Raw genomic sequence first — 20,128 nt, forward strand, 5'->3', positions numbered from 1 at the left:
TTTGCTTCGATTTTTACTTGTGAGTTTATGGGTGCTTAGTGCTTTTGGTGCTAAGTACCCATTTTTGAATCAAGATTGCAGTAATATTGATTTTTCTTTGATTCAAGATCCTTTTTTTCAAAAGACTACAAATATAAAATCTGATTTTTCTTTGCAAGCTATCATTTCTAATAAAGTTAAGATTAATGGTAAATGGTATGCTTTAAATGATGATATTGAAGGTTTTAAGATTGTTGAGATTAAAAATTCTCAAGTTGTATTGATAAAGGAAGAAAAAATCATGGTTTTAAAATTGTATGAAAAAAATAATATTTTTATTTATTAGCATCTTAACTTTTACAAATGTTTTTGCTTCACAGTGTCATCAACGCTTTTTTGATATAAGTGTAGAAAATAAAACTTCTTTGATTGAAATTTTAAATGAACTTGGTAGAGAATGTGGTTTTAGTATTATAATAAAAGATTCATTAGCCAGAGAAAAGTTAAATCATACTCAAAACTATCTGCACATAAGAAAAATGTCTTTAAGGGAAATTTTTAAACTTTTATTGATGGAAAATAATCTTGCTTATGAGTATGAAAAAATATTTTAAAAATTTATGGAAGACAAGTTAAAACTTTTAAAGTGCATTATATAAGCTCTATTAGAGAAGGCCAAAGCTTCAGTGGATTCAAGACCTAAACAGGGCGATTATGATAGTACTAAAGAAGCAGATAATTTGGTCATTAGCACGGATAAATTTGATTTTTGGGAAAAAATTTCAGAAGAAATACAAGCTTTATTAGATGAAAATACAACTAAGTCTATTATTAATACTAATGCAGGGATTATCACTTTAAATGCTACTTTGTATGAGCTTACAAGGGTTGAAAAATATTTAAAAGATTTAAAAAAAGACTTAAAAAACAAGTTTTAATTGATGTAAGTATAGTTGCAGTACATTTAAATAAAAGTCATTCAAGTGGAATTAATTGGCAAGAGCTTGCTTTTAAACTTAATGGAGATGATAATGATTTTATAATCAATAAAGGTGGTGTTAAAAATATTAATCTTAAAGCTAATGTTGAAACTAAGGCTATTTTAAATTTATTACAAGAAAATGGTAAAACTACTGTACTTTCTAACCCAAAACTTATGGCACTTAATAATCAGCAAGCTATTATTTCCATAGGTGATACGATTAATTATCAAGTAAAAGAAAGCTCTAAGGGTACTGAAAATGGTACAACTATTAGTGAAACTTATAATAATTATTCTATTTTTGTAGGAATTTTACTAAATATTTTGCCAGAAATTTCAGATGATCATAAAATCATGCTTAGGATTAATCCTAGTTTGAGTGATTTTAAATATAGTGTTGATAATCATAGACAAAATAAACCAAGAAATATAGCACCAGATACTATACAAAAAAAGCTTTCTACTGTAGTTGAAGTTGATGATGGGCAAACTTTAATTTTAGGTGGATTGATTAGTAAAAATACGATTAGTAACCATAATGAAGTAAGTGCTTTATCTAAAATACCACTTTTTGGTGCTTTATTTCAAGGAAAGCAAAATTTAGAAGATATTAGTGAAATAGTTTTTATCATCAAGCCAAGTTTAATAAGAGCTAATAAAAAAGTATTAAGTTTGAAAGAATTAGGTTTTGAACATGAAGATGATATGTTTTAATTTTTTAATTTGTTTGTCTTTTTTAAATGCAATGAATATTCAAAATGAAAGTTTTGAGAAAAATATATTTTATGAAAAATTTATTAATCACCCAAGTTATGAAAATGCTTTAAATTTAGCTAAATATTTTTATCAAATAAAAGATTATCAAAAGGCTGTTTTTTGAGCTATTGAGGCAAATGAATTTGAATTGTTAGAAAAAGAAGCATGGCTAGTTTTTATCAATGCTAAATTAAAACTTGGAAAGCATGAAGATGCTTTAAGAGCTAAAGAAGAGTATGAAAAACTTTTAGGAAATTATTTTGAATGACACAAAAGAAATAAAAGCTTTAAATGAACTTTCTTTGCAAGAATTGGCTTTAGAGTGTAAATTAGAAATTTTAGACTTAAATCAAACTCTTAAAATAGAAAAATATCTCCATGTTTTGCCTTTTTCTTTAATAGAACAATATAATATTTTTTGTTTTTATGAAGATGATGAAAATATTCATATAGCTTCTTTAAAACCTTTAGATGAGAGTATTTTAGAAAAAATACAAAATTTATACCGCTTAAAGGTTATTAAAATTTTTCTTTGCGATGTTGCACAATTTAAATTCTTACTAGAAAGGATTAAATTTTTAATTTGCTTTCAAAACTATCTTGATAAATTAGAGCTTAATTTAAAAAGTGATGAAAATAAAGATGAGTTTTTATTAGAGCAGTTTTTGAATTTAATTTTAACTTATGCTTGTTTTTTTAAGAGCAAGTGATATTCACTTGGAGTCTTTGGAAAATGAAGTTTTGATAAGATTTAGAATAGATGGAGAATTAAAATATATCCATAGTCTTGATGTGGATTCTTATCAGGTTATGCATATAAAAATCATTGCCTTGCTTAATGTAGCCGAACAAAGACAAGCCCAAGATGGGAGTTTTTCTAAGATAATTTTAGAGTAAAAGTATGACTTTAGAATTTCAATTATGCCTTTGTTATTTGGGCAAAGTGTGGTGGTTAGGATTTTAAAACAAGATGAGCATGTTTTAAAACTTGATAGACTTTTTATTAAAGAAGAAAATTTAATCTGTTTGAAAAAATACATGAACGCACCTTATGGTTTGATTTTATTTTGCGGGCCAACGGGGAGTGGTAAAAGCACTTTTATGCATGCTATTTTAAACGAGCTTGACCAAAATAAAAAAATCATTACCCTAGAAGATCCTATAGAATATAAACTTAAACATGCTCAGCAAATTTTGTTAAATTCTAAAACTGGTTTTGATTTTCACAAAGCTTTAAGAGCGGTTTTGAGGCAAGATCCTGATGTGATTATGGTGGGTGAATCAGAGATGAGGAGAGTTTGGATATAGTTTTAAAAGCTTCTTTAAGTGGACATTTAGTTTTAAGTACCTTGCATACTAATGGTGCTATAGAAGCTATTTTTAGAATGAAGCACATGGGTACAAAAGAATATTTAATAGCTTATGCACTTAATTTGATCATAGCCCAACGCTTGGTAAGAAAACTATGTGAATGTAAAGAACTTAGCGATGAAAAATTTCATTTTCAAAATCAAGTTTTTGAAGGAAAATTTTATAAAGTAAAGGGTTGTGCTAAGTGTATGTATAGTGGATATAAAGGGCGCTTAATGGTAGCTGAGTTTTTATTTTTAGACCATAATTTAAAAAGTATGATAGAAAATAATGCAAATTATGAAAATATTTTAACATATGCTTTAAAAAAAGCTTTTTAACTTTAGGTATGGATGCTTTGGAAAAAGTTAAGTTTGGTTTAACAAGTGTAGATGAGCTAAGAAAGATTGGTTTTTGAAAAAATTTATTATTTTTTATGCTTTAAATAAAGAGCAAAAACAAAGTATAATTAAAGCCAAAAATCTATATGAAGCCAGAAATCTTGCACAAAAATCATTTGAAAATATAATTAGTGTTGAAGAATACTTTGGAACAACAAAACATAAAATTAAAGAAGAAGAGCTTATTTTTATCCTTAAAGATTTAAGTATGGTTTTAAAAGCAGGATTAAGCTTACAAGAAGCTATTTTAGAGTTTGCAAGATCAAATCATGATGTGCATATAGCTAAAATATTTAGTGCGATTTATAATAAACTCAAAAACGGAAGCTCTTACAATGAAGCTTTTAGAGGTGTTTAAATTCTAGAGAATGTGCTGTTTTAAAAATTTGTGACGGTAAGGAGGATTTATATAGGGCTTTTGAGATTATCATTAATCTAAAAGAGAAAAACCTTCATAGTTTTAAGCAGTTTAAAAAGGCTATAACTTATCCACTTTTTGTTTTTACATGTATTATTTTAGCTTTTTTTGTGTTGATGATTTTGGTTTTGCCTGAATTTAAAACTTTATTTTTGCAACTTGAATTAGATTTGCCAAAAATTACTCAAATTCTTTTTATTGTAGGAGATTTTTTTAAACATTTTTATGTATTTATTTTATTAGGTATGGGAATTTTTATAATACTTGCTTATTCTTTTAGAAAGTCTTTATTTTTTCATAAAATTCTTTTTTATTCTCCCATTTTTGGAAAAATAATATTTTATCAAGATAAATTTTGTTTTTTCTTGATTTTTTCTTATTTATTGAAAGCAGGGGTGGATATAAAAAGAGCTTTTGAGCTTGCTTGTGAAGGCATAGAAAATCAATTTTTTAAAAATAAAATGTTTATTGTAAAGACTTTATTTGAATCAGGATTTGATTTAGCTCAAGCTTTTTCTAACACAAGGCTTTTTGAGCCTTTTGTGATAAGAATGTTAAATTTAGCTTTAAAAAGTTCTAAATTAGATGAAAGTACTTATGAGCTTGCTTTATTTTATGAATATAAAAAAGAAAATTATACCCAAAGACTTTTGGTTATTTTAGAACCTTTGATGACAATTTTTATGGCGAGTTTGATTTTAGTTTTGGCCTTGGGTGTATTTTTACCTATGTGGCAAATTAGTCAAGGAATTTAAGCAAGATAATCATAAGCAACCTTAGCTATAGTTAAAGCAACCATAGTTAAAAAAAGTTTTTTGATAAAAGTTCCTTGTGTTTTTAAAACTAGTTTTGAGCCTACAAAGGCGCCTAAAATTTGACCTATACCCATTAAAATACCAACTTTCCAAAGTACTTCATAAGAGCATAAAAATACCCCTAAGGCTACCACATTGCTAGTAAAATTTAAGATTTTAGTATTAATGCTTGCATTTTTCATACTAAAACCAAGAAATATCACACAGGCAAAAATCCAAAAAGACCCAGTTCCAGGCCCTAAAAAACCATCATAAAAGCCAAGTAATAAACCAAAAGTGATTTGAAAGCTTGTGGTGCTCATTTTAGCTTTATTATGAACATGGCCTAAATCAGGTTTGAAAATAGTATATAAAAAGATTAAAACAAGGCAAATTAATACAATAATTTTAACAGCATTTTGATCTATTAGTAAAACTGCATAAGTTCCAATGGCTGCGCCAATAGCGGTAAATAAAATTCCCAAAGCTATCTTTTCTATGTGCATGGATTTTCTATAAGCTAAAACCGCAGTGAGTGAGCCAAAGGTGCTTTGAAGTTTATTAGTAGCTAGGGCTAAATGAGGAGGGATCCCACAAGCAAATAAAGCAGGTATGGTAATAAGTCCACCACCACCTACAATCGCATCAACACAACCTGCAAAAGCAGCGACAAAAAATAAAATCACATAATAAGTTAATTCAAGCTCCATAAGCTTTCCTTGTTTTGTCCGATTCTATATAGAGCAAAATCATATTTTATAGGATCAGCAGGATCAAATTTTTTAAGACTTTGCGTAAGCTCTAAAACACTTTTAAAATCATAAATCTTACGCTTTAAAAGCTTAAGTTTTAATGAAACTTTATGAGTATGAGTATCTAAGGGTATGAGTAAGTCTTTTTTGTCTATATTTTTAAACAAACCTAAATCTAATTCATCTTTTCTTACCATCCACCTAAGATACATATTGTATCTTTTTAAAGGACCTTTTGGAGTTTTAAATTCTTTTGAAAAGAAAAACTCATAACCATAACTTTTATAAGGATTAAGCTTATAAATTGTTTCTATGAAAGCTTTTATTGCATGTGTGATATCTTGATCTTTTTGATAAGCCTTGGTAAAAATATTTTCTATACTATCTTCATTTCTTAAGCGTTTAAGTGTGATGAAAATTTGAGCTATGTCTTGAGAGTTTTGAAAGCGGTATTTTATATTTTTACATTCTTTTTTAATAATCTCATCATTTCTTTCAAGCAAGGAAAAATCAAGTTTTTTCAAAAAATTTACAATATTTCTAGCATTTCCATAAGCAAATAAAGCACAAAGTAAGGCTATGGTTTCATCTTTATAAATACTTGCAATTTGTAAAGGATCAGGATGAGAGAAAAGCTCTTTTTGAGTATTTTTGCTTAAGATAGCTTCATCTAAAAGAGCTTTAATTTGCATTAAGATTTTAAACCAAGCAAGGTTTCAAGCATTTGATCAACAGTAGTTACGATTTTAGCTGCAGCGCCATAACTTGCTTGATATTGTATGAGCGCTGCTAATTCTTCATTAGTATTTACACCACTTTTTGATTGATATTCTGCATAAGCTGTATTAAATACTGTCATATTAGTTGCATGCGCAAAGCCATTGCTTTCAGCATCTGAAGCAATTTGCCCTGTAAATTTTCTATAATATCCATCTAAAGTCATAGTATCTACTGTGCCATCTTTATTATAAAAATTTACTTTTTGATTTTGAAGTTGCAACATAGCATTAGCTACATCGTTATTTCCATCAACTCCGTTTGAACTAGCTTTTAAGCTATTTGGATCATTTCTAATGCTTGAATTTACATTAATGCTACTTGCATCTTGACCATTAAAAAATGAAGATACATTTAAAGCGCCTGGGAAATTTGTACCATTGTCTTTAAAAGCTATTTTATAACCTTCTTTTAAGCCATTGATTTGGAAATTTCCACTATCGCTTTGTCCATCATAATGATAAAAAGCTTGAAAATAATCATTTAAGTCATCGCCACCTTGACCATTCTTGTTATCGTCGATATCTGCGTTGATTTGTTTGATAACATCTTCTATGGTAGTATTAACATCTATTTTTATAGTTCTAGTAGCTACTGCATTACCTTTTTCATCATAAACTGTGATGTCAAAACTTCCTGCTTGAATGTTTTTGTCATAACTCATTAAAGAAGTATCAGGCTTTAAACCTTTTAAATCATCTGAATTGACTCTATCTGTAGCTGCTTGAGCATAGACATTATTAGTTTGGGTTATAAGTGTTTTTGTAAAGGTATTGAGCATATTTTTATATTCTTGTAATTTTCCATCGCTGTAAGTATCGTGATTACCATCATAGTTTCTACCTCTAAGATCAAGTTGAGCTCCAAGCTGTCCGCCTGAAATTTTACTAGTTAAATCATAGCGGTTTTCATCATTTACTTCATAATAAATTTGATAAAAACCATTAGGGTTGTTATTGTCTAGTTTTAAAGGGTGAAAGCTAGAGCCATTGACTATGCTAAAGCCTTGAATGCTTAAATCATAGTATCTTCCAGAATCAGTCATGGTAGATTCTAAAGTGCTATCCTGAGAGCTTGTTCCTTTCCAAGCTACTGCATTGACTAGTTTTGAAAGTCTAAGTTCAAGCTCATCTCTTTTATCTCTTAATTGATTTGCATTATCAGTAGGTAAAACTTCTTCATTTTCAAGTTGTTTGTTAATATTTGCAATTTCTTGACCAATGTTATTAATTTCATCTACAGTTTGCTTGATTTGCTCATTAACAGTTTGTTGCATTTTATTAAGATCTTGTAAGGTTTTTTGTATGTTTTGAGTTAGTGTATTTGCGCTATTAACAAGATCTATTTTACTTGCTCCATCACTTGGATTAGAAGCAAAGTTATTCCACGCATCATAGTAGTTTTTATAATCTTGTAAAATACCAGTTCCTTGCATATCAGGAAATCTTTGGCTTGCTTCTTGTAAAATTTGTCCTAAGTAATTTGTATAGTTTTGCTGGGTGGTAGCATTTTTTAACTCATAATAAGAATGCTCATCATGTAATCTTTTAATAGTATCAATTTGCGTACCTGTCCCTAGGTGTAAGCCACCTCTATCAAGAGACATACCCGAACTTTGTACAGCTCTTTGTCTAGTATAAAACACCGCATTTGCATTAGAGATATTGTTACCTGTGGTATTGATTTGAAGTTCAGCAGCTCTAATACCGCTAACCCCTGTATATAAGCTATCAAAAATTCCCATGACTTAACCTTTAAACATTGATCTTAAATAATGAATCTGGAATTGTCTTATTATCTCCATAAGCATTATTTGTTCCATTTTGTTCAAACATTGTGTTTAAAAGATTGTCATAAAAATTTTTAATAATAAGAGCTAATTTAGCATATTCTTTATTTTTTTGGTGCAAGGTATTTAAATTTTGCTTTAAAAGTGCAAGTTTTTCTTTATCTTCATCATCTAAAAGCTCATCTAAGTCTTTATTGTTTCCTTGATTGCTAAGTTCTATTAAAGCCTTGTCAAGATTTTTTTTAGCAATTTGGAAGTCATTTACAAGTTTAGTTTTTTCCTCTACGCTTTTGCTAACATGTTGGTGATTAGCGGCTTGAATTTGGGTTATATCTTCTAAAGTAAGATTGATGAGTTTTTCTAAAATAGAATTTGTTTCGTCTAAGTGTTGTTTAACCATTTTTTATCCTTTCTTAGGCACTAACCCAAAAAAGGATAAAAATTATAATAAAGAATCTGCTATTGCTTTAGAAGTGGCTTGTAAGTCTATTTTATACGCGCCATTTTTTATTTGTGAAGCAATCAAAGATGCCTTACTCTCTTCTACCTTTTGAGTTTCTTTTGCCTTGTTGTTTTCTGTTTTATTTAAATCATTAGTAGCAACTTGAGCTACATAACTTTGATGTATAGGGTTTATCATTTTAAGCCTCCAGTTCTATTAAAAAACTCTAAGAACTATATCGACACTTAAAAAAATAACTTAACCCCTTTCTTTTAAATAATCAAATAATAATTTTGAAAAACCTAACCCCCCACTTAATGCTTTACTCATGGTATCATTATACATAGATGAATAAATTTCATCGCTTGCGTCTTTTCCAAATAAAGAATTTTCTTGTTTTAAAGAAATATCCAAAACGCTTTTGATTAAAAAAGCTTCAAAAGCATCAGTTTGTTCTTTTAAAGCTTTATCTTCATCGTTTAATGCTTGTATATGAGTTAAATCATTTTTAAAAGCACTATCTGCATAGTTTTTAGCAGCCTTGTAGCTATTGTTGTGTTTAGTAATACTTTCATAAAGCTCACTGCTATAGTTTTTACTTGCTAAATAATTATCAACTCTCATCATATCACCTCTAATTCAGCACTAATCGCACCAGCTCTTTTTAGATTTTGCATAATAGCTATGATATCATTTGGTGCTGCTCCAAGTTTATTTAGCATTCTAGCTATATTTGCTACTGTTGTTTTATTGTTTGTGATTTTTAAAGTATTAGATACTGGATCTAAAATACCACCATCTTTCATATCGATTTCATTTTGTCCTAAAGCTACAGTATTGTTTGGATCAATTTTTATAGTAATATCTTTATGAGTGATTAATATAGGTTCAACTTCTATATTTACTCCTGCTACTATAGTTCCTGTTCTTTCATCGATGATTACTTTGCTTTCTGGAGTATAAGCTATATCTTGCTCTAATACTCTTGCCATAAATTCAACATGAGAAAATTCTTCAGGTTTTGTTAGTTTTATAGTTCTAGAATCTAAAGCCTTTGCTATATCTGTATCAAAAATAGTATTTAAAACTCTTTCTATATTATTAGCCGTTTTAAAATCTGCTTCTTTTAAACTTAAAATCAAATCTTCACTTTGGCTAAAGTTTTGTGGAATTTCTCTTTCTACTACTGCACCATTAATAACATTTGCTGAGGTTGAGTGTGTTCCTGCTGCACCTGGTCTTGGGCTAAGTCCACCTATAGCTAAAGAGCCTTGAGCTACTGCATAAATTTCTCCATCAACTCCTTTTAGAGCTGTCATAAGTAAGGTTCCACCTTGTAAAGATTTAGCATCACCTAAAGAAGCCACGCTTACATCAAGTTTATCCCCGCTTCTTGCAAAAGCAGGAAGTTTTGCTGTAACCATTACTGCTGCTGTATTTTTTGATTTTATATCACCCGGGCTAACTTTTACATTCATACCTTGAAGCATATTTGAAATAGATTGTAAGGTAAATTCGCTACTTGTGCCATCTCCACTTCCATTTAAACCAACAACCAAACCATATCCTATAAGTTGGTTATCTCTAACACCTACTACATTGGTAAGTTCTTTAATAGTAGCTGCAAAAACGCTTAGACTTAGCACTAAGCTTAAAAATAATATTCTCATCGATTCTTCCTTTAATCTATGCTATTTTCATAAATTAAAGCAAAAAAAGTTCCAAATTTATGCAAAGGAGTAAAAACTTAGAGTGGTTGAACCAAATTTTTTTTCTTTAGTTTTTTGATAATTTTGTATTTTAGTTGGAGTTTTAAAAGTACTGTGATGTTCTATGATGATGATTTTAACATTTGAATTTTTTATATTTTCTATCAACTTTAAAGTTTTTTCATAAATATCAAAAAAACCTTCTCTAATATCAAAGGGTGGATCAAGATATAAAATAACATCTTCTTTAGAATTTTGAATAATTTGAGGGGTTTTTTTAAAGGTATCATCATTGAAGCAAATGGTGTTTTGATCAATACTAGATGCATTTTTTAAAGCGATTTCATAAGCTTTTTTATCTTTTTCTATGGCATAGCTTTTTAAGCAACCATTGCTTCTTGCCTCTAATGCCATTAAAGCACTTCCTCCAAAGGCTTCTATGAAAACCTTATCTTGTAAAGAAAAACGCAAAACATTAAAAACACAAGATTTTACTATGCTTTTGGTACTTCTTGTGGTATCTAGACTAGGAAGTAAAATTTTTTTACCTTTATAGATTCCACTTTCTATGGTGGTGTAAATTTTTTGAGTTTGTTTTTTTGAGTTTGTTTTTTTATCTTCTTTGTAACTTTTTAAAAAATCTTTTACGCTTTGATATTCTTGTGTTTTATGCATTATTATTTTCTTCTTTGATGAGGTTTTTTAACTCTGTTTTGTAAAGATCAAATATCGCATCGATTTTTTCATGACTTTCTTGACGCAATTGCTCTAAAATGGCTTCACATTTTTGATTCATAATTTTTTTCTCACGCATGGCCATTTTATAAGCAATACTTTGCAAACTTGCATTGAAATCATTTAAGGCATTAAGCAATTCTTGCATATCAAAAGGTGGGGTTAAAAAATTTGATTTTTTATTGATGATGAATTGTGGTTTTTGTGTATTGATTTTTTCATCACAGACTAAAAAATCACAATCTTTTTTTAAAACTAAAAAATCTTTCAAGGTAATTTCTAAAGTTTTTTCTAAAATTAAATCTTTACATTCAAGAGCGATTTTCATTGATTAAACTCACTTTTAATTTGTGTTTTTTTAAAGTATATGGTACTATACCTAGGGCTAAATTTGCAAGTTCTGCAAAACTTAAAATATAAAAATCTTCAAAATTTCTATTTGAAATAGCTTGTAATTCTTTATAGCATTTGTCAAACATATAAAAAGAATAAAAATCCTCAACTACTAAAAAATCACAACCACTATCATAAGCATCTAATACAACAGAAGCTGCACATTTGTATGCTAATTGGGTGTTTAAATTTAAAAAACTATAGCCACAACTTTTGTATTTTCTTTCAAAATCTATTACATTTGCTTTAAGTGCTTTGGCAAGTTCTAAAGAGCAGCTTGCGTCTGAAAATCCTTGATATACACCTATATTAAATTGTTCAAAAAAATGCTTAATGTGTTCTTGTTTAAGATGATCTAAAAAAATCTTTGGAGCATATTGGATTTTTTCAATTTTACTCATAATTTCATAAGAGCTATATTCACAAGCTAAAATATTATCCTCATCCATCATTCTAGAATATTCATCTAAGATATCTTTTGGATCATAATCAATAATAAAATAATTTTTACCCAAAGACTTTTCGTATAATGTGCTTTGAACTCCAACTTTATCTAAAGCATCTTTGATAATATCAAAATAACAAAATAAATCATTATTGCTATTGGTGTAGATTTTATACATTACTCATTCCTTAAAAAATACTTCTTGCAAGGCCTGATTTTACAAGCATAACTTTTAATTCTTTAATATAAGATTCATAATCAAGCTCATTTGAAGAAATAAAATTTTTAAATTTTGTGTGATAATAAATTCCTTTTTCTTCATCTGCGACTAATTTTAAAAATTGAGGTGCTTTTTCTGGGTATTTAAGTAGCATTTTATAAGCAAATACAAAAAAGCTATCGCCAAGATATTCAGGTAAAAATTCTTTAACTTCACTTGTATAATATAAAAAATCATATTGTTTATAAAGTTCTATATCGTGTATATCAATAAGTCCTTTAAAAAGCTCTAACTTTTCTAAAAAATCACTTTTATCCATGATTAAATCTTTGGTTGCTCTTTTGGTATCAAGTGGTTCTATGGTAAGTTCTTTGCCAAATCTTTCTATGATATTATTTAAATCTCTTCTTTGTCTGATTGTAACTTGATTGACTTTAATACAACTTTCTGGATTTTCTTCAAAATCAAAATATATGTCATCTTTTTTAATTTGACTTAAAACATCATAAACACTTTTAAAATTTTTACTATCATAAACATAAGGTTTATAATAAGCTAAATAATCACTATCTTTATCAAAACGAAAAATTCTTAAAGTTATTTGCATATTTTATCCTTGGTATTATTTTTCATTATATACATTTTAAACTTATAAAAATTTGATTATTATATAAAATTAAAAGCTTTTTGTATAAAATATTCACATGGATAAAGAAAAATTTATTATCAACGCCTTTGCTAATTCTATCAATGGAGACGATGGGGCAATTATCGATGGGTATTGTTATTCTAAAGATTTATTTTGTGAAGACGTGCATTTTAAGCGCTCTTGGATGAGTTTAGAACAAATTGGAGCAAAGGCTATGCTTGTTAATATTTCTGATGCAATTGCTATGAATGCTACACCAAAATATGCTCTTTTAGGGCTTTCTTTGCCAAAATGTTTAGATATGAAACAAGTTAAAGCCTTACAAAAAGGCTTGCTAGATAGTGCAAAAGAATTTGGAGTACAAATTATAGGCGGAGATACCATAGCGGATAATAAAATCAATATTAGTATAACTATTATTTCTAAGGTAAATAAAAGGGCTATTTTTAGAAAAGGTTTGAAAAAAGGAGATTTGCTTGCTTTTAGTGGGAAATTAGGTGAGAGTTTAAAAGGTTTAAATATATTATTTCGCGGTGGAAAATTGCATTCTAAACATCGTTTTATAAAACCTAGTTTGAGACAAAAATTTTTTTATGATATAGCAAAAAAAGTTAGAGTGAGTATGGATATTTCAGATGGTTTGAATAAAGACTTATCAAGAATGTTATTTCAAAACCAACTTAGTATAAAATTCCTTAAAAAATTAGATAAATTTAGCTTAAATAGTGCAGAAGAATATGAAATTTTATTTGCTTTTGATAAAAAACATAAAGCATTTATACAAAATATGGCAAAAAAGCATAGAATTAAACTAAATATTTTTGCAAAAACAACAACAGGAAGGTATAAATTTTATGGAAGAGAACATCATTTTTAAGCCCTTATATATTTTAAAACACAGCCCGATAAATGTGTATTTTTCAAAAAATAGTAATGATTTTGTAGTAAGAGAAAAGCCTTTATATGAATTTAGTGGTAAAGGTGAACATTTAATTTTACATATACAAAAAAAAGATCTAAGCACCAGTGAAGCTTTGAGAATTTTAAGTGAGCAAAACGGTGTTAAAATGAGAGATTTTGGTTATAGTGGTTTAAAAGATAAACAAGGCTTAACTTTTCAATATATTTCTATGCCTAAAAAATTTGAAGAGAGTCTAAAAAATTTTAAACATGATAAGATGAAAATTTTAGAAAGTTTTTATCATGATAATAAACTTAGAATAGGGCATTTAAAAGGAAATTCATTTTTTATAAGATTAAAAAAAGTTTCAAAAGTAGATGCTTTAAAAATAGAACAAGCTTTTAAAAATATCCAAGAACAAGGTTTTGCTAATTATTTTGGATATCAGCGTTTTGGCAAATTTCAAGATAATTTTTCACAAGGACTAGAAATTTTAAAAAGCAAAAAAATCAAAAATAAAAAAATGCAAGAATTTTTAATTTCTGCCTTTCAAAGCGAGCTTTTTAATAGATATTTGAGCAAAAGGGTGGAATTATCACATTTTATTAATGACTTTAGTGAAAAAGAAATAAAACAAATTTATGGTTTAGAAAAAGAAGAGATCAAAAGTTTAAAAAATCAAAAGCAGTTTTTTAAACTTTTAAAGGGTGAAGTTTTAGGACATTATCCTTTTGGTAAATATTTTATATGTGAAGATTTATCAAGTGAAGTAGAAAGATTTAATCAAAAAGATATTAGCGCAATGGGTCTTTTAATAGGCTCTAAAGCTTATGAAGCAAACAAAGGTTTAGCTAAAAAATTAGAAGATGAGATTTTTTCTTTTGCATATGAGTTTAAAAATAAAATGCAAGGTTCAAGGCGCTTTATGTGGTCTTATTTGCAAGATTGCAAAAGTTATTATGATGAAGAAAAAGCTCATTTTACTTTGGAGTTTTTCTTGCAAAAAGGCTCGTATGCCACAGTGATTTTAGAAGAAATTTTACACACAGATATCTTTGAACAAACTCATAATATATAATTTAAAAAATTGATATTGAATATCAGTAAAAATTTATCTTTTATAAATTATAATAACAATTATCATTTTTATAAAAAGGAAAACTCAATGTCAGTTTTGGTTATCGGAGCGGATGAAATAACCCCAATAAAAGCAGTTTTGACAAACCTAGGCGTAAAAAGCATAGAGCATTGGGATGCTAGAAATGAAAATAGGGTAAATAGAAAACCCATTCCACAAAATACCGAATGTATAGTTATGCTTACTAGTTTTTTAAATCATAATACTATGAAAAAAATCAAAACAGAGGCAAAAAAACGTAATATACCTTTAGTTTGTGCTAAACGCAGTGTAAGTTGCGTGTATTGTGAATATTGTAAGGTTTTTGGACTTGATCAAACCTATGAGTGCGCAAAGAAGGCTTAGTGTATGTTTGGATTTAATGAAAAAGAGGATTTTATACCTAAAATATTTAGAGATTTAGAACAAAAAAGTATTAATCATATTTTTTTAAATTTATATAATTCTTTAGTTGAAGATGATCTAAAAATACCTTATATCTATGCAAAAAAAGCTGACTGTTTAAGAAATATTTTTGAGTTAAAAATTCAAAATATGAGCATAGAAAGGACTTTGAGATTTAGAAAAATAAAACAATTTTGTCCATATTCTCATAAAATCATCAAAGCTTATAAAGAAGGAAATTTAAATCAAATACAACTTGAAGCAAAGATGCCAAAATATACTTTAGCTAAATTAATACAAAATGTGTTCTTATCACCTAGTTTTACTTTGCCTTTACAAGTTGCTTTTGAGGCTTTTGTATATGATAAAATTTGCAAAAGCAATACCAAATCCAAAGTAAAGATTTATAAAAATATCATTATCATTAATGAAAAAATGGCAGTCATGCCTTTATTTTGTAAAGATAGTGATAAAGATATAGAGCTTGCTTTGCAATTTATAAAAGAAAATTCTTTTGAAAGATTTTATATTGTGTATCCAAGAAATAAAAATTTCACTCAACATGAAGAAATAAGACATTTTTTATGCGAAAATAATAAAACTTTGCTAAAATTAGTTCCCTATACTATTAATAATCAAATTTTAAGGAGATGTTAAATGTCAATAGCAGTAATTTATGGTAGTTCAATGGGTAATACCGAAGGTGCGGCAAACATGATCGCTCAAAAATTAGGAATTTCAGATGTATTAAATATCGCAGATATTGATGCAGAGAAAATTAATTCTTATGATAAATTAATTTGTGGAACTTCTACTTGGGGAAGTGGTGATTTTCAAGATGATTGGGATGGTTTTGATTTTTCAGCTTTAAATCTTAGCGGTAAAACTGTTGCTGTTTTTGGTATGGGAGATAGTGAAAGCTATTCAGACACATATTGCAATGCCATGGGAAAACTTGCTCAAGCTTTAAAAGCAGCAGGTGCAAATTTGGTAGGTGCTGTTTCTACAGGTGGTTATACTTTTGAATCAAGTGAAGCCGTAGAAGGTGATAAGTTTGTAGGACTAGCATTAGATAATGATAATCATGAGGATTTAACAGAAAGTAGAATTGATGCTTGGTTAGAGCAAATTAAACCTTCTTTTTCTTAAAAATTAGATGCCTAAAAGGCATCTTTATGTTTAAAATTTTCTTTTTTTAGTTTCACTTAGCATATCTTACGCTAAAGAATCTACTTCATTTGCAATAGCATTAGTCTGCATAGCTGTTTGAGAGTTTTGTTGTGTGAGTTTTTCTATAGTAGCTATTGATTCATTGATTTGACTAATATCATCTGCTTCTTCTTTTATGGCTTCACCCATTTCATTAATAGATTGAACTAAGATATTAGTATTAGCTTCTATTTCACCTAAAGATTTTTGAGTTCTTTCTGCTAGATTTCTAACTTCATCAGCAACAACAGCAAAGCCACGTCCATGTTCACCTGCACGAGCTGCTTCAATAGCAGCATTTAATGCAAGCAAGTTAATTTGATCTGCAATATCTGAAATTACTGTAGTTACATTTTTGATATCATTGCTTTGTTTTACTACATCTTGTGTTTTAATGGAAATTTCACTCATAACCGAGTTCATTTGCTCTAAAGCTCTTGCGCTTTCTTGCAGTGATGAGGTTTGATGTGTAGCATCATTTGTAAGTTCTTGCATGCTTTGCTTGAGTGCTTCGGCCTTTTGGTTGAGTAATTCTCCTTGGTGAAATGATTGTGTAAGCATGTTTTTTATTTCATCTCCAAGAGAATTTATGGCATTTTCAATATCGCCTTTTGGTGCATTAATAGTTGCTGTGAAATCTAAGTGTTTGTAGCTATCAAATACAGCTAAAATTTCGTTTAAATTACTGCCAATTTTTCTTTGTAAAGTTGTAAGCATACTATTTAACACTTTCATTAATTCTTGAATTTGAGGGTTGTTAGCATGAGAACTAATATGCAAATCAAGCTCACCTGTTTCTATTTTTTTAGCAATATTGACAGATTCTTCAATAGCTTTTGCATCTTTGTTTAGAGCTTCTTTAATAATCTCAATGTTTTCATTAATTTCTTCTGCCATTTTTCCAAATTCATCTTGAGTTTTAAGCTTAATAGGATGAGAGTGAGAATCCTTGTGATTTAAATAATTAAAGAAATTATGTAATCCTGATGAAATGATTGCAATTGGTTTAAGATTGTAAGAAATAATCATTCTAATAAAAATCAAAGTGAAAAAAATAGCAATCAAGGAAATAATAATTTGTTCCATTAGTGTTTGTTTAGCTGCATCATTGTAAAAATCATAACAGCTATAGAACAGATAACATATTTTGGATTAATTCCACCATTGCAAATTAAAGCTCTGGTTTCATTTTCTTTTGTTTGAATTTTAAAAATATCTTTTGAAAGACTTCTATTTGCACCTTCTGGTGTTTTAAGATAATATGCAACAATATCTTTACTTGTATTGGTTGAGGTTAAAATTTTAGAAGGATCGGTGTGAAAAAGATAGGTTCCATCATGGGCTAAAACAGCAGCATGTGAATAAGGTGTTTTACCTATAGCTAAAACTTCTTCTGAGAATTTTTTTTAAATCATAATCAGCCGCAACTACACCTATAACTTCACCATTTTCTATAATAGGATTGGCATAAGAAATAGTAGGTTTTTTCATGCTAGAAGATATATAAGGCTCTGTGACAATTAACTCTTTTTTTTCTTTGGCTTCTTTATACCATCCTCTAGTTCTAGGATCATATCCACTTTCTGGAGTTTGGTTGTTGCCATTTGATCTAAACATAGAACCATCTTCAAATCCTACATAAGTTAAGTCAAAACCTAAAGAATCTCCTATGGATTTTAACAAACCAGTGTATTGTTTTGAATTTAGATTATGTTTATTTTCTTTGATATATTTTGTTAAAGAATTAATTATATTACGTCTATCACTTGCATATAAATCAAATCTTTTGCTTACATCAAAAGCAACTTTTTGTTGAAATTGAACTAACAAAGTATGGCTATTAGATTTTGATTTAATATAATTAAAACACCTAAAACACATAATAAAACTATAACAAAAATACAAACCAAAAAGGCAATTTTGTTGGAAAAATTACCTAGTAAATATTTTTTTGGTAGATGAGAACATTTTTTCTCCTTGAAAAGTTAAAAATTTAAAGTTTTACTACTATGGTAAATTATATGATTTTATTAAAAAAATATTTAAAAATTTATAAATAATATTAGGTTTTATTAAAAATACAATATATTTTAAAAGTATTTTAAAGAGAAAATTCTAATTTTTTGGAAAGTAAAATTTTATTATCAGTGTATTTTACCCATTGTATATTTAAAGCGAAAATACAAGCTTGTGCAAGTTTTGCAAAGGGAAATTTTTTATAGTATATTCTTTCTTGCTCTTTGGTGGCTTTTTGAAAAAGAGCTTTGATTTGCACTCCTTTAATAAGATTAATAATATCTGTATCTAGCGCTATATTAACTGCTACTTTAGGGGATTTATAGGCAAGTTGAATATGTTTAGTATGTTCTTCACTAGCAAAAATTAAAGCTAAATTTTTATCATCAAAAGCATAATAACAGCTTGCGCAATATACTCCACCATCCTCATCAAGCATACCTAAATTTAAAAGTTTTTGTGAATGGATAAATTTTTTAATTCTTTTATCCATTGTTATTGGCTTTAAGTTTTAAAATTTTTTGGTAACTTAAATGGGTTAAGAAGATTATATAAAATACTTGTAAAAATAAACCAAGTAAAGGTATGCTTGATAAAGCAAAAAAGACTAAGGTGATAATTTTAAAGTATAATGGTGATGATTTTTTATAAAAATCATCAAAATTGTTTTTATCTAAGACATTGCTTAACACATCTAGTAATAAAAGTTTGTGAAATAAATAATAAAATACTCCATAATAAATCACAATGCTAAGAAAAGGTATAATTAACAAAAAAGTGGCTACTACAAATAATACGCATGAGATGAGTAAAAATTTGAATGTTTTAAGTAAAATTTCTAAAGAATTTACTTCTTTTTGTATAGAATGGTTGTAGTATTTTTGGTTGATTTTTTTGACTATATAAGGAGTTAAAAAGGAAATTATAAACATAGTAAAAAATACAGAGGCAAATACTACTATAAAAAATCCTCCTATAGCACTTAAAAATGCAAGTGAAAATTGCACTATAGAAAAGCTAAAAAACCAAGCCATAAAAGAGCCACTAACCATATCTTCAATATAAGAAAAAAATACATCATAACTATAATACACTAGCAGGGAAAAAATAACCAGGCTGATTAAAAAAGGCAAAGTTGAGAATTTTAAAAAAGGCTTGCTAAAAAAATCTTGCAAGCTTAGGTATAGTATATTCATTTAATTTGCTTATAAGCATCTTGAAGTTTTTGATAGATTTCTTTATAATCTAATGTTTCTTTTAAAATTTGATTTAAAACTTCGTTATCTTCTGTTCCATTCCAAGTTTTTTTATAAGTGCCTTCTTTGTAGCCGTTTTCTTGTCTGAATTGATTTAATATATTTTTTCCAATATAGGTTTTATAAAGCTCAAAGAAATTTAAACCACATTTTCTAGCTAAAACAAAATATGCACTCAAAAGCTCACCTAAATCATAATCAAAACCACTGCATTTATGGATAATAAGCTCAATATCATTTAAAATTCCATAGATATCTGCTTCATTTGGATTAGAAGTTTCTTTGCAAAAGTCATCAAAAAAAGTTACAGAAGAAACTTCCTCTGCTATGAAATTTTTATCATCTATTTGTTTTTCTTTGTATTCTTCTAAAATCAAACTTAAAATAAAATGCCATATATCCACTATTTCAATGCGCACATTGTCCCAGTTTGCAGGAGTGTGTATGCTTTTCCAGTGCTTCCAAGCAAAAGAATCAATAAGCTCAGCACACTCCATGTAAATACATCTTCTAAAACTAATCAATTTACCTTCTTTGGTATAGCCATTTTCCCAACCTATACCATTGGTGTCATCATTTAATTTTTGCTGGAGTTCTAGCATGCTTTTTAAAATATCTTTTACTTCCATTTTA

Annotated in this window: 26 protein-coding genes and 2 pseudogenes; 12 read left to right on the forward strand and 16 right to left on the reverse strand. The window is 28.0% G+C overall.

Features of this window, described 5'->3' with window-relative positions; all coding sequences use genetic code 11:
- Position 1 precedes the first annotated feature (1 nt).
- The 7 genes and pseudogenes from CAMP18498_RS01970 to CAMP18498_RS02000 all read left to right on the forward strand — a co-directional run bounded on the left by CAMP18498_RS01970 (position 2) and on the right by CAMP18498_RS02000 (position 4,641).
- Positions 2–325, forward strand: coding sequence for a hypothetical protein (locus tag CAMP18498_RS01970; protein ID WP_337197145.1), 324 nt, complete (start codon positions 2–4; stop codon positions 323–325).
- Positions 297–1,675: pseudogene (mshL, locus tag CAMP18498_RS01975) on the forward strand (pilus (MSHA type) biogenesis protein MshL). The gene CAMP18498_RS01970 and the pseudogene mshL overlap by 29 nt, the downstream one beginning before the upstream one ends.
- Positions 1,656–1,841: a hypothetical protein gene (locus tag CAMP18498_RS01980; protein ID WP_337197146.1), complete on the forward strand. Its 186-nt coding sequence runs from the start codon at positions 1,656–1,658 to the stop codon at positions 1,839–1,841. Before mshL ends, CAMP18498_RS01980 begins: the two are co-directional and overlap by 20 nt.
- Positions 1,842–1,977: 136 nt before the next feature.
- A complete protein-coding gene (locus CAMP18498_RS01985) occupies positions 1,978–2,427 on the forward strand; it encodes a hypothetical protein (protein WP_337197148.1) in 450 nt (149 codons plus the stop codon).
- Between the two features lie 31 nt (positions 2,428–2,458).
- Positions 2,459–3,408: pseudogene (locus tag CAMP18498_RS01990) on the forward strand (GspE/PulE family protein).
- Between the two features lie 73 nt (positions 3,409–3,481).
- The gene (locus CAMP18498_RS01995; protein WP_337197150.1) at positions 3,482–3,826 is read left to right on the forward strand and encodes a type II secretion system F family protein; all 345 of its coding nucleotides are present in this window, start codon (positions 3,482–3,484) and stop codon (positions 3,824–3,826) included.
- A 176-nt stretch (positions 3,827–4,002) separates the two neighbouring features.
- Positions 4,003–4,641, forward strand: a complete 639-nt coding sequence (locus tag CAMP18498_RS02000; RefSeq protein ID WP_337197213.1) for a type II secretion system F family protein — start codon at positions 4,003–4,005, stop codon at positions 4,639–4,641.
- Here the strand turns inward: CAMP18498_RS02000 and CAMP18498_RS02005 are convergent.
- The 11 genes from CAMP18498_RS02005 to CAMP18498_RS02055 are packed head-to-tail and all read right to left on the reverse strand — an operon-like array spanning position 4,638 to position 12,549.
- A complete protein-coding gene (locus CAMP18498_RS02005; RefSeq protein WP_337197152.1) occupies positions 4,638–5,390 on the reverse strand; it encodes a TSUP family transporter in 753 nt (250 codons plus the stop codon). The genes CAMP18498_RS02000 and CAMP18498_RS02005 overlap by 4 nt on opposite strands.
- Entirely contained in the window at positions 5,375–6,124 is a 750-nt protein-coding gene (locus CAMP18498_RS02010; RefSeq protein ID WP_337197154.1) for a TIGR02757 family protein, read from the reverse strand. Before CAMP18498_RS02010 ends, CAMP18498_RS02005 begins: the two co-directional genes overlap by 16 nt.
- Entirely contained in the window at positions 6,124–7,953 is a 1,830-nt protein-coding gene (flgK, locus tag CAMP18498_RS02015) for a flagellar hook-associated protein FlgK (protein ID WP_337197156.1), read from the reverse strand. The genes CAMP18498_RS02010 and flgK overlap by 1 nt, the downstream gene beginning before the upstream one ends.
- A 10-nt stretch (positions 7,954–7,963) precedes the next feature.
- Positions 7,964–8,398 carry a flagellar export chaperone FlgN gene (flgN, locus tag CAMP18498_RS02020; protein ID WP_337197158.1) on the reverse strand — a complete coding sequence of 145 codons (435 nt, stop codon included), beginning with the start codon at positions 8,396–8,398 and terminating at the stop codon, positions 7,964–7,966.
- A gap of 42 nt (positions 8,399–8,440) precedes the next feature.
- Entirely contained in the window at positions 8,441–8,638 is a 198-nt protein-coding gene (locus CAMP18498_RS02025) for a flagellar biosynthesis anti-sigma factor FlgM (protein ID WP_337197159.1), read from the reverse strand.
- 60 nt (positions 8,639–8,698) lie between these two features.
- Positions 8,699–9,064, reverse strand: a complete 366-nt coding sequence (locus CAMP18498_RS02030) for a rod-binding protein (RefSeq protein WP_039617679.1) — start codon at positions 9,062–9,064, stop codon at positions 8,699–8,701.
- Positions 9,064–10,110 (reverse strand): flagellar basal body P-ring protein FlgI, encoded by a 1,047-nt coding sequence (locus CAMP18498_RS02035; protein WP_039617681.1) that lies wholly within the window; start codon positions 10,108–10,110, stop codon positions 9,064–9,066. Before CAMP18498_RS02035 ends, CAMP18498_RS02030 begins: the two co-directional genes overlap by 1 nt.
- 57 nt (positions 10,111–10,167) lie before the next feature.
- Positions 10,168–10,824 (reverse strand): RsmD family RNA methyltransferase, encoded by a 657-nt coding sequence (locus tag CAMP18498_RS02040; RefSeq protein ID WP_337197160.1) that lies wholly within the window; start codon positions 10,822–10,824, stop codon positions 10,168–10,170.
- Positions 10,817–11,212: a hypothetical protein gene (locus tag CAMP18498_RS02045; RefSeq protein ID WP_337197162.1), complete on the reverse strand. Its 396-nt coding sequence runs from the start codon at positions 11,210–11,212 to the stop codon at positions 10,817–10,819. The genes CAMP18498_RS02040 and CAMP18498_RS02045 overlap by 8 nt, the downstream gene beginning before the upstream one ends.
- The gene (locus CAMP18498_RS02050) at positions 11,196–11,900 is read right to left on the reverse strand and encodes an HdrB C-terminal domain-containing protein (protein ID WP_337197164.1); all 705 of its coding nucleotides are present in this window, start codon (positions 11,898–11,900) and stop codon (positions 11,196–11,198) included. The genes CAMP18498_RS02045 and CAMP18498_RS02050 overlap by 17 nt, the downstream gene beginning before the upstream one ends.
- A gap of 10 nt (positions 11,901–11,910) precedes the next feature.
- A complete protein-coding gene (locus tag CAMP18498_RS02055) occupies positions 11,911–12,549 on the reverse strand; it encodes a DUF5644 domain-containing protein (protein ID WP_337197166.1) in 639 nt (212 codons plus the stop codon).
- Between the two features lie 97 nt (positions 12,550–12,646).
- Between CAMP18498_RS02055 and CAMP18498_RS02060 the strand changes: the two genes are divergently transcribed.
- The 5 genes from CAMP18498_RS02060 (at position 12,647) to fldA (ending at position 16,163) form a co-directional block, all read left to right on the forward strand.
- Positions 12,647–13,468, forward strand: a complete 822-nt coding sequence (locus CAMP18498_RS02060; RefSeq protein WP_337197167.1) for a thiamine-phosphate kinase — start codon at positions 12,647–12,649, stop codon at positions 13,466–13,468.
- The gene (gene truD / locus CAMP18498_RS02065; protein WP_337197215.1) at positions 13,437–14,570 is read left to right on the forward strand and encodes a tRNA pseudouridine(13) synthase TruD; all 1,134 of its coding nucleotides are present in this window, start codon (positions 13,437–13,439) and stop codon (positions 14,568–14,570) included. The genes CAMP18498_RS02060 and truD overlap by 32 nt, the downstream gene beginning before the upstream one ends.
- A gap of 87 nt (positions 14,571–14,657) precedes the next feature.
- On the forward strand, positions 14,658–14,975 hold the full coding sequence (locus CAMP18498_RS02070) for a DUF2325 domain-containing protein (protein ID WP_337197169.1): 318 nt from the start codon (positions 14,658–14,660) through the stop codon (positions 14,973–14,975).
- Positions 14,976–14,978: 3 nt separating this feature from the next.
- A complete protein-coding gene (locus CAMP18498_RS02075) occupies positions 14,979–15,671 on the forward strand; it encodes a hypothetical protein (RefSeq protein WP_337197170.1) in 693 nt (230 codons plus the stop codon).
- Positions 15,672–16,163: a flavodoxin FldA gene (gene fldA, locus CAMP18498_RS02080; RefSeq protein WP_337197171.1), complete on the forward strand. Its 492-nt coding sequence runs from the start codon at positions 15,672–15,674 to the stop codon at positions 16,161–16,163.
- A 66-nt stretch (positions 16,164–16,229) separates the two neighbouring features.
- Here fldA and CAMP18498_RS02085 read toward each other — a convergent pair whose 3' ends face one another.
- The 5 genes from CAMP18498_RS02085 to dut form a co-directional block, all read right to left on the reverse strand.
- Positions 16,230–17,309, reverse strand: coding sequence for a methyl-accepting chemotaxis protein (locus tag CAMP18498_RS02085; protein WP_337197173.1), 1,080 nt, complete (start codon positions 17,307–17,309; stop codon positions 16,230–16,232).
- A 285-nt stretch (positions 17,310–17,594) separates the two neighbouring features.
- Positions 17,595–18,053 carry a cache domain-containing protein gene (locus CAMP18498_RS02090; protein ID WP_337197174.1) on the reverse strand — a complete coding sequence of 153 codons (459 nt, stop codon included), beginning with the start codon at positions 18,051–18,053 and terminating at the stop codon, positions 17,595–17,597.
- A 271-nt stretch (positions 18,054–18,324) separates the two neighbouring features.
- Entirely contained in the window at positions 18,325–18,732 is a 408-nt protein-coding gene (locus CAMP18498_RS02095; protein WP_337197176.1) for a pyridoxamine 5'-phosphate oxidase family protein, read from the reverse strand.
- Entirely contained in the window at positions 18,725–19,435 is a 711-nt protein-coding gene (locus tag CAMP18498_RS02100) for an EI24 domain-containing protein (RefSeq protein WP_337197178.1), read from the reverse strand. Before CAMP18498_RS02100 ends, CAMP18498_RS02095 begins: the two co-directional genes overlap by 8 nt.
- Positions 19,432–20,124 (reverse strand): dUTPase, encoded by a 693-nt coding sequence (dut, locus tag CAMP18498_RS02105; RefSeq protein WP_240390174.1) that lies wholly within the window; start codon positions 20,122–20,124, stop codon positions 19,432–19,434. Before dut ends, CAMP18498_RS02100 begins: the two co-directional genes overlap by 4 nt.
- Positions 20,125–20,128: the final 4 nt, after the last annotated feature.

Origin of the sequence: Campylobacter sp. W0066.2, from assembly GCF_024723515.1 — a bacterium.
GTDB lineage: Bacteria > Campylobacterota > Campylobacteria > Campylobacterales > Campylobacteraceae > Campylobacter_D.